The 13126-nt window shown below is 57.4% G+C and carries 14 protein-coding genes and 3 pseudogenes; 10 read left to right on the top strand and 7 right to left on the bottom strand.

Annotation, left to right across the window (positions count from 1 at the left end):
- The first annotated feature begins 3 nt into the window (after positions 1-3).
- Both G9465_RS22910 and G9465_RS22905 read left to right on the top strand, forming a co-directional pair.
- Positions 4-246: a hypothetical protein gene (locus tag G9465_RS22910; RefSeq protein WP_166975020.1), complete on the top strand. Its 243-nt coding sequence runs from the start codon at positions 4-6 to the stop codon at positions 244-246.
- A gap of 322 nt (positions 247-568) precedes the next feature.
- Positions 569-916 (top strand): helix-turn-helix domain-containing protein, encoded by a 348-nt coding sequence (locus G9465_RS22905; RefSeq protein ID WP_166975017.1) that lies wholly within the window; start codon positions 569-571, stop codon positions 914-916.
- Positions 917-924: 8 nt separating this feature from the next.
- On the opposite strand, the gene G9465_RS22900 is transcribed toward G9465_RS22905, so the two are convergent.
- Positions 925-1104, bottom strand: coding sequence for a type II toxin-antitoxin system HicB family antitoxin (locus tag G9465_RS22900; protein ID WP_166975014.1), 180 nt, complete (start codon positions 1102-1104; stop codon positions 925-927).
- Positions 1105-1145: 41 nt separating this feature from the next.
- On the bottom strand, positions 1146-1361 hold the full coding sequence (locus G9465_RS25905) for a hypothetical protein (protein WP_227015832.1): 216 nt from the start codon (positions 1359-1361) through the stop codon (positions 1146-1148).
- Here G9465_RS25905 and G9465_RS25900 point away from each other — a divergent pair.
- Positions 1348-1527, top strand: a complete 180-nt coding sequence (locus G9465_RS25900) for a CorA family divalent cation transporter (protein ID WP_394353991.1) — start codon at positions 1348-1350, stop codon at positions 1525-1527. The genes G9465_RS25905 and G9465_RS25900 overlap by 14 nt on opposite strands.
- A 32-nt stretch (positions 1528-1559) precedes the next feature.
- On the opposite strand, the gene G9465_RS22890 is transcribed toward G9465_RS25900, so the two are convergent.
- Positions 1560-2324, bottom strand: a complete 765-nt coding sequence (locus tag G9465_RS22890) for a TrkA C-terminal domain-containing protein (RefSeq protein ID WP_166975008.1) — start codon at positions 2322-2324, stop codon at positions 1560-1562.
- A gap of 253 nt (positions 2325-2577) precedes the next feature.
- Between G9465_RS22890 and G9465_RS22885 the strand changes: the two genes are divergently transcribed.
- Genes G9465_RS22885 through G9465_RS22875 form a run of 3 tightly spaced genes read left to right on the top strand, consistent with a single transcriptional unit; the run spans position 2578 to position 4585 of the window.
- A complete protein-coding gene (locus G9465_RS22885; protein ID WP_166975005.1) occupies positions 2578-3063 on the top strand; it encodes a cupin domain-containing protein in 486 nt (161 codons plus the stop codon).
- Positions 3060-3491 carry an ester cyclase gene (locus G9465_RS22880; protein ID WP_166975003.1) on the top strand — a complete coding sequence of 144 codons (432 nt, stop codon included), beginning with the start codon at positions 3060-3062 and terminating at the stop codon, positions 3489-3491. The genes G9465_RS22885 and G9465_RS22880 overlap by 4 nt, the downstream gene beginning before the upstream one ends.
- Entirely contained in the window at positions 3488-4585 is a 1098-nt protein-coding gene (locus G9465_RS22875; RefSeq protein ID WP_166975000.1) for an FRG domain-containing protein, read from the top strand. Before G9465_RS22880 ends, G9465_RS22875 begins: the two co-directional genes overlap by 4 nt.
- 106 nt (positions 4586-4691) lie before the next feature.
- Here the strand turns inward: G9465_RS22875 and G9465_RS22870 are convergent, their stop codons facing one another.
- The 4 genes from G9465_RS22870 to G9465_RS22855 form a co-directional block, all read right to left on the bottom strand.
- Entirely contained in the window at positions 4692-4922 is a 231-nt protein-coding gene (locus tag G9465_RS22870) for a hypothetical protein (protein WP_166974997.1), read from the bottom strand.
- A gap of 41 nt (positions 4923-4963) precedes the next feature.
- Entirely contained in the window at positions 4964-5131 is a 168-nt protein-coding gene (locus tag G9465_RS22865) for a DUF5786 family protein (protein WP_166974325.1), read from the bottom strand.
- Positions 5132-5848: 717 nt separating this feature from the next.
- On the bottom strand, positions 5849-6463 hold the full coding sequence (locus G9465_RS22860; RefSeq protein WP_166974994.1) for a hypothetical protein: 615 nt from the start codon (positions 6461-6463) through the stop codon (positions 5849-5851).
- Positions 6464-7507: 1044 nt separating this feature from the next.
- On the bottom strand, positions 7508-9295 hold the full coding sequence (locus G9465_RS22855) for a PAS domain-containing protein (protein WP_166974992.1): 1788 nt from the start codon (positions 9293-9295) through the stop codon (positions 7508-7510).
- A gap of 555 nt (positions 9296-9850) precedes the next feature.
- On the opposite strand from G9465_RS22855, the pseudogene G9465_RS22850 reads away from it, so the two are divergent.
- The 4 genes and pseudogenes from G9465_RS22850 to G9465_RS22835 all read left to right on the top strand — a co-directional run.
- Positions 9851-10078: pseudogene (locus G9465_RS22850) on the top strand (AAA family ATPase); the annotation flags it as partial.
- Between the two features lie 111 nt (positions 10079-10189).
- Positions 10190-11533: pseudogene (locus G9465_RS22845) on the top strand (RNA-guided endonuclease InsQ/TnpB family protein).
- Between the two features lie 48 nt (positions 11534-11581).
- Positions 11582-11817 (top strand): annotated as a pseudogene (locus G9465_RS22840) (AAA family ATPase); the annotation flags it as partial.
- 276 nt (positions 11818-12093) lie between these two features.
- Positions 12094-13122 (top strand): Cdc6/Cdc18 family protein, encoded by a 1029-nt coding sequence (locus tag G9465_RS22835; RefSeq protein ID WP_166974989.1) that lies wholly within the window; start codon positions 12094-12096, stop codon positions 13120-13122.
- Positions 13123-13126: the final 4 nt, after the last annotated feature.

The raw sequence follows: 13126 nt of genomic DNA, 5'->3' as shown, positions 1-13126 counted from the left end.
TGTATGTCCATCACACGTGAGATAGTCGACCTAACGGGCGGGCCGGCAGTCGAAGTCGAACACATCGACGTCGTCGATGAAGACACCGGTCGCTTCGAGGTCGCGACCGTTGACGACGATCGCCGCTGGCACGTCGATATCTCCTGCGACGGCAACTGTGAAGTCGTGCGCGCATGGGACGGGAACATCATCGTCGACGGCGACGAGCCCGACTGGCTGTTCGAGTTGGCGAGTCTGACCGTTTAGTGCTAACCAACAACGGCGCGTTTTCGGGCCAGTCTGTTGGTTAGCGCTCGCCACTTCGGAAGTGCAAGGGGTGTTCAAGTGACTCGTCAGGCAACATTTGGACGCATCGGTTGACTGCGCGCTGTGACGCGGGCCTGTTACAGCAGGCCCGCAGCGCGGGGTCGCGGCTATGGACTCGTAAGGCAGGGACCGCAACCCATGGATAGACAGGAGCTAAGACGGCAAAAACGGTCGGGGTATCGGCAGCGAAGCGTTACGCCATCGCGACGGTGTGGTAGTGAGTGGCGAAGACTTCACAGCGTATCCGCACGACTAGAACAGTATGGACAGCGACGCACCGCCGACAGCCCAGACAGTGCTGGAGGCGTTCGACTACGAAACGACCCTGGACGAACCGTGGCTGACGGTGCCCGCTGTGGCCGAAGCCATCCGCGAACACTTCAACCCGCGCGTGACCGAGCGGGAGGTCCGGGCGCGCTTGCACGAGATGCAACACGCCGACACTGTCGAGCACCATGGCGGGTGGTGGCGATCGCTGGTCGCACCGCGTCTCGCCGACGACGTACGGCAGGAGGTCGACGACGATATCGAGTTGGTACCGCTCGAAGACATGGAGAACGACAAGACGCAATCGCACGAAGACCTATTCGACGACGTCAGCGAAGAATAGCGGTTGAGTTACTCGTCGTCGGTCGGCAGACGTCCGATGTCGCCGGCGGCGAGCGCGACGGCTTCTTCGAGGTTCTCCAGCGCCTCCGTGTTCGTCGGCCCCTGGCTGGAGACTTCAGCCTCGACGTCACGGGCCGTCCACCAGCCGTCGTCGTTCTCTAAGAGGCGAACCTCGCGACCGCTGCTCATGCCAATTCGATGGCTAGCTGCTGGCAAAAGAATCCGGGTGGTTACGCAGTCGCGACGACGTGCTGGTGGCCGGCCTGCGAGGGCGTCGGCCGCAGCGTCAGGTCAGCGAGCGCGAGTTCGCGCAGCACGGTCGGCGGCACGCCCTCGGCATCGGCGAGGACGGCGTCGAGCGTCCAATCGTCGTGCGTTTGGTGGCATATGGTGTATGGAACGACGAACGAAGTGATGAAGAAGCTAACCGTCGTGGCGACGATCATCCTTCCGCTCACGTTCATCACCGGTATCTACGGCATGAACTTCACGGGAAGTCCATACAACATGCCGGAACTCACCTGGCGATACGGATACCCCGCCGTCGTCCTCCTGATGGCCGGCGTCGCGGTTGCGCTCGGTGCCAATTTCGACCGCAAGGGCTGGCTCTGAGCGCTACCCCTCTCGAATTCTGTCTCGTGACCTCACGTGTAGGACGGCAGGTCTGTGTCGTCGGTTTCCCGGACGTGAGCCTTGACTGCAGCCTCGTGCGCCCGCCTGTCATCCTCTCTGCGCTCGGAGAGCTCCTGTAACCGGTGCTCTCGTCCGTACGCTAGGAGAGTATCACCGACTCGAAGGGATTCGTTCCCACCCGGTGCGCCAAGATACGAACCGTCCGCTCGAATGATTCCCAAAGCTAGGATGCCCTCGTCACTCAGGCGTAGCTCTCTGAGCGTCTTATTTGCGAGCCAGTCGTTCTCCTTGACGTCGATCTCGGCGACTCGATACCCGCTCTGAAGTCGGAGGAGCTGTGTATAATCGCGCAGATCCAGGTCAGTCGTCCGACCGAGCCCCCACTCGATGGCCGGCGTGACGAGCCGGTTGAGCCACCGACTTCGAGCGAGCAAGATGATACCCGCTGTGCCGAACAAGATATACAGGAATCGCCGGAAATTGCTTCCGGGCCCTTCCCCCGCGAACGACAAGACGAGCGTTGCGACGGCGGTGACAATCCCGAGACTGCCAAGTCGAATGAGGGTTTTGACTATCTTTCGGCGTTCAGGAGTCGAAATCGCACCCTCCGCCTCCCGGGTCGTGAATCCCGCGCCCGAAAACGCGGACACCGATTGAAACGAGGCGATCTCGTGGGACAGACCCGTCATCGTCAGCGCAATGGTCCCGATTCGGATAATCAGGAGCGAAACGGCGAACACGAGAAGAAGCGAAACGACGGCGTATGTCGTGACCATACGGGACGTAACCGTGTGAAACCCCGTATAGCGTTCGACCTCCGAACCAGTCGCGGTACGGAAATCTCACTCCACGCTACAGGTGAGCCCGGTCGGGAGAATTGAGACACATAACAGACCGTATTTAAACACGATAGGGGCACAATGTAGTAACTCAGTTTATAGCGTGTTCCGGCGTATCTATCCTCGATGCAGGGACGAAACGCAGAGAGACTTCGTCCTCCCTCGCTTTCCCCTGTTCGAGGAAAAAGCAATGACCACTGAAGCAGGAACAAAGGCACAGAGACCACAGGCAATTGAACTGTACCAGTTCGAGGGAACAGACGTGTGGCAGGAAGATGACGACCGAGCTCGCCTGCGCGGGTACTTCCCGCTCTCAGCGGGCACGCCAAACGGGAGTGACGCCGGTGCCCAGGAGTCGATGATAGTCTGCATGGAGATAGAATCGGGGAACTACCTGCCGACGCACAGAGACAGCGAGGAAGAACTTCTCCTAGTCGTCGCCGGGGAAGTCGAGGCCAGTGTCGGCGATGCGTCGGTTCACCTCTCCGCCGGTGACTGTACGGTTGTCCCGGAAATGGTCCCGCACGGACTGCAGAGCGTCGGCGACGAACCCGCTCGCGTCATCGGGTTCTTCCCGGACGACGAATTGACCGCGACGTTCGCGAAACCGCTCCAGCCGTTCGGCACGAACGTCGTACACGTCGGCGGAGACGGGGCGGACGAGGAGACGAAATGAACGCTACGACAGCCAAACACAAGGCGAACTTCGAGCGACTCATGGCGGAGACCCACGAGGGACACCTGGACGTCATCGACGAGATAATCGCTCCGGACGTCGTCACTCACGGGTTCTTCGGGATGGACGCTACAGACCGCGAGGGCTACAAGGCGTTTTTCGAGAACTTCGGCACGGCGTTCGGCGACCAAGAGTTCGTCATCGAACGCCTCGTCGCCGAGGAAGACCTCCTCGTCGTCCACTTCAGCATCAGCGCCGTCCACCGGGGTGAGATCCTCGGAATCGAACCGACCGGCGCGGAATTATCCTGGACCGGGACCGCAATCGACCGGTACGAAGGCGACAGAATCGTCGAAGCGTGGCTCTATCCCGACTACCTGACGATTCTCGACCAGCTCGGGGTCCTTCCCGAAGGTGTGGGCGCGTGAGTCGACAGCGGAAATCATCAGAACGAAACCGTCCGGAAGGCCCCGAGACGGCAGGACACTCCGAGAAGAATCCGAGCCGGCCGGACGAAAAACCGGACCGTTCAGAGCGGACGACGACCACTCACCGTGAGACCGCAGAGGGCCCGATTACGGAGTATCGCGCGGAGACCTGGGAAGACCTCCAGACGTTACTATTCGAAGACGCCTGGCGACCCGACATCGGCCGGGTCAGGTCGCCGTACGTCTTCCGCGGCCAGTCGAACGCGGCCTACGGGCTCGAAACCTCCCTACAGCGATTCCTCGGTGGGTCCGAGCGGTGGGACCTGGAGTGGCACCTCCTCAAGAGCTTCAACCACTACGCCCGCGATGAACTCCAGCAGGTGCCGTTCGGGGCGGAATTCAAGGCGATTGCACAGCATCACGGGTTGCCGACGCGACTGCTCGACTGGACCTACTCGCCGTACGTCGCTGCCTACTTCGCTACCCGCGGTCGCCAAGACGTCGACGGCCTCATCTGGGCAGTCGACTACCGGACGATCCACGAGCACGCACCGGACGAATTCAGAGAGTTGTTCGACGACGCGGATCTGAGCGTGTTCGATGCGAGCGGTATCGACGACGTTGCAGTCTCATTGTTACGGGAGATGGGCGTCGATTTCGGCGTGATACGGAACGGCGGTACCACCCACATCCTCAAGTACACGCAACTCTGGGAACAGATGGCGGCTGCCTATCCTGACGACTTCGTCGTCTTCTACGAAGCACCTGCGATTGATGACCGCATCATCAACCAGTCAGCGTTGTTTTCCACCACCGGAAACCCGAGCACTCGCATCGACGAGTGGCTGGCCGAGATGGCGGCCGAAGCGGTACGGCGAATAATCGTTCCAGCCGAACGAAAGGCGGAGTTCAGGGACCGGCTCGTACAGGCGAACATTACCGCAAAAACGCTGTTTCCCGGTCTCGACGGCGTCGCAGCGTGGCTGTGTGAGTACTTTCGGCCACCCGCCAAGGCTGACGGAACAGCTGCGTCCATCCCGATACCTGAGGCGGCTCGAAGCCCGGGCCGTGGTGATTTGAGGTCGGGTTCGTAGTGATGGCCTCCCCCCCCCCCCCGTCACCCACATCTTTTTCGACTTCCGAGGAGAAACGGCCCATTCTCATCCTGACCACCGGGTGATCTGGCGTATCTCCAAGGGCTCAGTCGTAGACGTCCTCGGCATCGTCAATCGGGAACTCGATGTCAGCGTCAACGACCTCCCGAACGCGGGCAGACGCCCGGAGCGGTTCGCTACAGGTCGGACAGGGGACTACCACGTCTACAAACAGCGCTCCGTCTGCCTCGTAAATGTCGAGGACGACTGCGTCAGCGGCCGATAGATACTCGGCTTCCAATTCATGTTCGTGGTCACGTGTGTAATCGGATGTCATCGATGATACTAGTGCGGTTCTGGCGTCGAATACGTTGCTGACTATTCCTCTTTCAGGTCTTTCAATCGGGCGAGGAGGTCGTCGACCGAGTCGACGCCGGTGAACTCGACGCGACCCTCGAACGTCGTCCGCTGGTCGTCCGAGTCGGCCTCGACGGAGCTAATCTTCGCCTCGCGACGCTCGTACTCCTCCTCGTCGAAGGTTCCCATCGACACGAGAATCACCTCTATGATAGATATTAGCGATCGAACAATATATGAATGTCGGTTATAACAATTCGTTTCGTCGGTCATCATTTCCTGGTGGATCGGCTACAGGAGATATGGTTCGCTCCCGGACAGCGACTGCAATTGCAGGAATTGTCGGCAGTCTTCTCGTGAGTGCGCTCCTCTGGTGGTATTTCGATAGTCTCGTGCTTTTCCTATTCATACCGTTCGTCCCGTTTCTGTTTCGACGGTCCGCCGAACGGGACGAGGAACGACCGCTTCGGCAGTGTTCGACCTGCGGTTTTCAAACGACGAACGACGTATACGAGTACTGTCCCAGGGATGGAACGCGACTAGAGTAAATCGGCGCATCTATCAGGCGGAGAGTCCAGTCATCTGCCACGAGTGTTCCATGTCGTTTCTCCCGTCGCTCGGCTTCTTCACCGGGAGCTCAATTGCTTCGGAGAAGACCTAACGGATCTCCAATTACGGAAACTTGGCTCTGTTGAAACCCTCAACGGTTGATACAAATGGCGTGCTGAATAGAAAGAGTGGGCCTTGTTTAGGCGTTCGAACGTTGGCAGTCGGAGGCCTGTGAAACTCGTGTCGGGATGCTAGTAGCTCGGAGGAAATACCACATTTACTAGGAAGCGAAGCGGGATGGGTTCGTTGTGCAGACGAAGACCTCCCGCTTCACGGACCGCTGGATACCGGGTTGCGTTATCGTTTCTCCGCGAGGTCGTACCCGTCAGCTTCTAATGCCTCATGAATCCGCTCGTCGAAGCGTGCGGCGATCTCGTCGGCGAATTGTTCGATGCTCGCGTCCTGCGTCCAGAGTTCGAGTGTGCGCTCCTCGTCGTCGACAAACTGGTACCGGCGGCTGTACTTCAGCCCATTGTCACCGTACGCGACGACCATCACGTACGGCCGACCAGTATACCGATAGCCCGCTTCGTCGCCGTCCCGGTCGTAATCTTCCCACCGCCCGGTCTGGATGACGCTCACCGTCTCGAAGTCGGTGAGGTTCGTACTGAACTTCCCGACGGCCAGGCCACGTTCGACTTCCTCCCGGTCCCACGTCATCCGGTCCCTGGTTTCGATGTCCTCGCCGACGACGGTTTCCTCGTCAATCTCGCGTATCTCCCACGTATCTAGCGTCGGAGATGCCATCCCAAGCTGTTCGCGGTGATACACGTCGCCTTCCTGGAGGTACTTTCCTTCGTGCAGGCGGATGTACGCCGGACGGCCGAGGCGTAACTCGATATAGATTTCGTCCGGGTCAGTCCCGAATATCGCGTCGAAGCCTTTGAACCGCTTCGTGGTCGACGTCGTCACACCATTGTTTTTGTCTTCGTTGTACGTCTTCATTGGAATCTGGTCTATTTAGCTGCACAGTCATTCGAGGCGCTTGGAGCGCAGTGCGAGACGTAACCCAATCGTCTCACGTTCCTTGTGAATCGCTCAGGAGTGCAGTGATGAGGTCATCGTAGCTTTCGTCATCGGCTCTCATCCTGTCTAACTGCTCTATGGTCTCTGTTTTCAGGAGTACCGGGCGCTTTCGAGCACGCGGTAGTGGTATGGGCTTAGCATTTTGATTTGATGTCATGGTTTCTATAGTCGAAGATCATTCTCCGATGCCAAATCGTTTCACGCTGACAACGCTGCCACTGCCAACCTGGAGTCAGTAGTGGAACGCAGCGAAGCAGCGTACCTACACGTGGCATCCAGTGTCGTTTGTGTGAATACTGGTACCATTACACTCACCACTATTTCAGGAAAGAGATACGCCGTCAAAAGATATTAATCATTCTTCGGATTCTGATGTGTTTTGCATGTATAATTAAATATTCTCACAGTTCACATATAACCCAGTTTTGATGAGAATGCCGTTGGATTCTTTCGAAGTGCGATTCACACTGAGTCAGTAACCGAGATTCCTACCGCCAGTACCTCATCATGCAGTATTAGCGCCCTATATATGTATTCCTGCATATCAAATGATAAGAATGGTAGTTAGGGACCTCAGAGACAGTTGCTTTCTATGCTCGTGTCGAATCTCTCGGTAAATGCTGGTAGCAAATAGTGACCGGCCCACCTCTGATGTTCCACTCAAAAGTATACTCTTTTGTCCAGAGTGTGGCCATCAAAGCCCCTACGACGGAGACCTGGGATCTCGCCACAATCCGAGGCGCGACCAGCTATCGCTGTCCGGACTGTAACACGGATATCACGACCCGGATACTACGCACAGCGGAAAGTACGCTCCAGCAACGGCGAACCGTGTGGCAAGCATGGCAAGATCTCTGGTGGCAAGCGGTGCTGCCCTCGTAGCGGTTTGATTGCTACTCGAGAAAATCAAAATTGAGGCGCCCTGCCGAGTCATGCAGAACGGTCCACGTTAGTGAATTCGAATCGGGCACCACCTTCAGGACTCTCGGCCAGCGAAATCTCCCAGCCGTGCCCTGCAGCAATCTGTCTGATGCTGACCATGCCGAGGCCTGGCCCGTCATCTTTCGTCGTGAAGCCAGGTTTGAAAATGGTATCCGGTGATTCGCCCGGCAATCCCGGCCCAGTATCCTCGTAGTAGAAGCCATCGGGAAGGGTTCCGACGCGCATTGTAGTACCTTCACCCCCGTGCTCGATCGTATTCCGAACGAGATTCTCGACCAGTCGAGCCAACGCCTGCTTGTCGGCGACGATCGCGTTCGAATCGGCGATATCAACCGAATGCGATCCACCTTCAGACCACCCCACGGACTGGAATACCTCCGCAAAATCGACGGGTTCCAAATCGTTTACCAGTTGGCGTTGGCGCATCACATTGGAGAGATCGTCGATCAGTTCGTCCAACCGGTCCGCAGCTTGCTGTGCCTCCGTCAGACGGTCCATCTCACCCGATTGCTTCGCCAGTTCGATATTACCCCGGATGACAGACAATGGGTTCTTCAGATCGTGTGAGACGACTTCGGCGAACTCGCTCAACCATTCGACTTGGTCTTCCATCGCAGATTGCTCGGCTTTCAGCTCGGTCACGTCGCGCTGGAAGCCGACAAAGTGAGTGACTGTTCCATCCTCGTCTTCGACGGGTGAAATCTCCAGATAGTTCCAGAACGGGTCACCATCTGCATCGTAGTTCAGAATCGCTGTCGAAATCGGTTCCTCGTTATCGATGGCCTTGCGTATCGCGGTGACCGTCTCTGGGTCTGTGTCTTCACCTTGCAAGAAGCGACAGTTCTTCCCGAGAATCTCCGCACGGTCGTACCCAGTCAACGTTACGAACCCATCATTTACGTAGACGAGCGGATTGTCTTCCTGGGTAGGGTCGGTGATCGTCACACCGACCGACGCTGCGTCCAGTGCCCGATTCTTGAGTGCCAGTTCCTGTTTCAGTTCGTCCTCTGCAGCGAGACGTTGGACCAGACAAACGTGGCCGCCGTCGTCAGTTGGCGTCAAGACCAGCCGCTCGCTCACGGTCTCTCCGTTTTTGGTCAATCCTGTCGCGTAGCCGCTCCACGAGCCATCCGCATCCAATTCAGGGAGAATCTCGTTCGTGAATCGGTCGGCTTCTGCGTCGGGATAGAGCATCTCCCAGTGCTGGCCGATAATTTCAGTCCGTTCTCGATCATAAATATTAGCATAGGCTTCGTTCAGATACTGGTAGATTCCGTCTTCGTCGATGATTCCAATGCCCTCCTGTGCAGATTCGATGGCCCGGAAGCCCCGTTGTACCTGCTCCTCTGCCCGGTGTTTTTCGATGAGATTCTCGATCTTGTTCGCGAGGACCGGGTATTCTTCTGGCCCGCCTTTCTGAAGATACTCATCGACACCTGCGGAGATCGCTTTGCTTGCGATCTCTTCACTCCCCTTTCCAGTAAACAGGATGAACGGAATGTCGATCCCCTCGCTCCGTATCTCGTTCAGGACTTCCAATCCATTGAGTGTCGGCATGTCGTAATCACAGACGATACAATCGTACGCTCCCTCGATAGCTTCGGTTAGGCCAGTGGTTGGGTCCATCACCGTCGTCATGTCTGCTTGCTCTAATTCATGTTCCAGAAAGTCGGCAGAGAGCTCTATCAGATCTTCGTCATCATCGATCAACAGCACTGAAATCTGCTGATCGTGCATATCGAAAGGCGCGATGTTATTCAATGGGGCCGAGGGCATACACCAGTTGATGTGATTTAAGGATTAAACACTAATCACTAGTTAGTCAGACAGTAAGTAACCGGCATCTAAGTATCCCCGGCACCATTGTACTCCTGTGTCTTGGTGGTGTCGGAGGCTGTCTGTGTCAACCCGTTCCGAAGGGGACTACCAGATTCACACTCGAGACCACTACCGGGATACAGACGGACTCGTGGGTCAGTGAAACGTTCTTCAGCGTAGTATACGTTTGAATTCTTGAGCAGTCGGGCAATACGATCGAAGAGCGCTGGAACAACTTGATGGATGATCTGGACTGCCAAAGCCGCGCTGACAACGGTGTATACCTCATCCCCTGGAGTAATCACGAAGCCGGCGACTGGCAAAATCCCGGTGTAACGAGTTCTCGCCCGTGAGCTGATTCCGGAAAATCCCGGAAACCTTGGGTTTCCGCGAACAGGAATCGCGTTACTGCGCGTGGATTTCGATAGGTACGGTGGGACGAAAAGGATCGTTTCTGGAAGCAACCCGGTCACGCTTTTATGACTAGCCTGAAAATCAATCTATCAGATATAGATGATCCGCGATGCTCGCGTCCTCCGCGCCGGGTTCGTCCCTCGCGAAGTCGAGCATCGCGACGCCGAGGTCAACCACCTCTCCAGCGTCCTCGAACCCATCACAAACGGGGAACCCACCGACACTGCCATCGTCACGGGTCCGAGTGGTGCGGGCAAAACCTGCATCTCGAAGTTCGTCACCGAACGCCTTCGCGAGGAGGTTCTTGACGTCGAGACCACTCACCTGTGTTAGTGAGAGAGTTCTGGGATTTGCGTCTCCAGCGAGATTGAACGAGCTTTACTTTCACTATGGATGGCTGATGTTCATATCCGAAGCGAAGGTATGCTATAGTAGCTGATGAAGCGGACCAACACGTTCGCCGTGCGACCGCTTTCCGATACCGGTGAGCAACTGCTACGCGATCTGTTGGACGCTTCCGCCGCTCTCTGGAACGAAGTTAACTACCAGCGCCTGATGCGGTACAACGACGAAGACGGGTTCAAGGGAGACGTGTGGGACGCCGATACAGGCCAACTCGAAGGCAAATATAAAGGCGTGCTCGGCGCGTCTACCGCCCAACAGGTCATACGGAAGAACAGTGAAGCGTGGCGCGGGTTCTTCCGCCTGAGAGAGCAGTATCACGACGGGTCGAACACGTCGATTACGGAACACCCGGAACCGCCGGGGTTTCGCGGTAACGACGACGATGGGCGGCAACTCCAGACCGTCATTCGCAACACCTCATACACCGTCGACTGGGGCGAGCGCTCACGACTTGAAATATTGGTCGGGAGCGACTTAAACGACCGATACGATTACACTGGACGTCTCCGACTCGAAATCGCTGGCGACCCGAACTGGCCCGACTACGAGAGTCAGGGACGGCTGGATCTGTGGTACGACGAGACTGATTGCATCTTCCGAGCTTCGCAGCCCGTGACTGTCTCTGACGATGCACGGGCGACTCCACTGGCCTCAGAGGAGGCCGCTTTGGATATTGGTGCAAACAACCTCGTCGCCTGTACCACCACGACCGGCGAGCAATATCTGTACGAAGGTCGCGGACTATTCTAGCGGTTCCGCGAGACGACACGAGAAATCGCCCGACTACAGTCGAAGCTCGAAGACGGACAATACAGTAGCAAACGGATTCGGCGGCTGTACCGAAAGCGAACCCGTCGCCGCGACCATGCTCAAGAAGCGTTGTGTCGTGACCTGCTGAAACGACTCTACGAGGACGGCGTGGACACGGTGTATATCGGCGGGCTGACCGACGTACTGGAGACACACTGGTCGGTCGAAACCAACGCCAAGACCCACAACTTCTGGTCATTCAGAAAGTTCACCGAACGACTGGCTTGTACCGCCGAAGAGTTCGGCATTTCTGTAGAAGTTCGGTCGGAGGCGTGGACGAGCCAGGAGTGCCCTCAGTGCGGTTCGACGGACCGAACAACCCGGCATCGCGACACGCTCACCTGTCCGTGTGGGTTTGAAAGCCATGCCGATCTCACAGCGTCAGAGACGTTCTTAGACCGGCACACAGAACAGGAAGTCAGGCCGATGGCACGGCCCGTGCGGTTCGAGTGGGACGACCATAACTGGTCGGGGATACCACACCCTCAGGAAAGTCCCAAAGAACAGCGCACAGACCCGAGTACCGTCCATCGGGACGGGAATATTGGGTCCGGGGAATCCGTATAGCTGAGATTTCCACGGATGAAACCCTGTCGTCCATGACGGGGAGGATGTCATGTCAACTGCTGGCGTAACTATACCCGGTTCTGGGCGCTCTACCAGATGCTTGAGGACCTCGGTGCAACAATCGATATTCACTGGCAACCGACGCCGTACGACGAGCCGTATACAGTCGTCATCCTCGACGAGGTCAACCAACTGGGATATCCCGGCGTCCTTTATGAGCCTCAAGCCTCCCAAAGTTCGCGGCCATCTGCATCGTGAACTGGGAAGAGGAACTGTTTGGACGGTCGAAACGCAGCAATATCAGTTCCTATCTGCTCCGAACACATCGATAGAGCTGTGTCTCTGCGTTAACCAACAACGGATAATATTACTTCATATGTTGGTTAAGAACGCCACAGTATTGCCGGGGCTTCCGGAAATCTACCTCTCACTATATCGGCAAATTCAGTGGATTAGGTCGCCAGCGAGCGGGTTTCGTGAAGAAACGAATCCGTGAAGGGGGCTTTCCGGAAACAGCCCGGATACGTTTTTGTAGATTGCACCGAAAGCATCTCTCGTCTATGATCCGCGATGCTCGCGTCCTTCGTGCCGGGTTCGTACCGCGAGAAATTGAGCATCGCGACGCCGAGGTCAATCATCTTTCCAGCGTTCTTGAGCCCATTACAAACGGCAAACCTGCCGATTCGGCCGTCGTAACTGGACCCAGCGGGGCCGGCAAAACCTGCATCGCGAAATTCGTCACTGAACGCCTTCGTGAGGAAGCGCTGGATGTTGAGAGTACCTATGTGAATTGCTGGTGCAACTACACCCGATTCCGGACGCTCTACCAGATCCTCGACGACCTCGGCGCGACCATCGACATCCACCGCCAGTCGACACCCCACGACGAACTCATCGACCGGCTTCAGCAGCACGACGGCCCGCGGACCGTCGTCATCCTCGACGAGGTCGACCAGCTCGAAGACCCCAGCGTCATCTACGACCTCCACAGCCTCCCGCAGTTCGCGATCATCTGCATCGCGAACAAGGAAGAGGAGTTGTTCAGCCGCGTCGACGACCGTCTCGTGAGTCGCCTGCGCTCCAGCGAGCACGTCCGTATGGACAAGTACCACGACGAGCAGCTGTACGACATCCTGAGTGCTCGCGCGAGATGGGGCCTCGACGAGGATGTCATCACCGACGACCAGCTCTACCGGATCGCCGACGCGGCCGCCGGCGACGCCCGTCTCGCAATCGGCATCCTCCGAACGGCGGCCGGCAAGGCTGATCGCGAGAACCACGAGCGCATCACCGACGACATTCTTCTAGACGCCGCCGAAGATGCTCGGGCCCAGATTAAGCAGAAGAGCCTAGACTCGCTCACACCGCACCAGCGCGTCGTTTACGACATCGTTCGTGAGCACGGCCCGGTCGGGCCGAGCGAGATCCACGAGCGCTATTCCGAGGACATCGATGACCCCCGGACGAAACGGACCGTCCGCACGTACCTCTCGAAGATGGAGCAATACAACCTCCTCGAGGCGGAGGGGACGAGTCGGGACCGAGAGTACTCGCTCGTCGATTCGGCTGGTGCGTCGCCGATGCAGTGACCGT

The organism is Haloarcula sp. JP-L23, from assembly GCF_011602445.1.
Taxonomy (GTDB): domain Archaea; phylum Halobacteriota; class Halobacteria; order Halobacteriales; family Haloarculaceae; genus Haloarcula; species Haloarcula pellucida.
The sequence above is the reverse complement of the archived record's forward strand: the minus strand, read 5'-3'. Positions and strand labels throughout refer to the sequence as shown.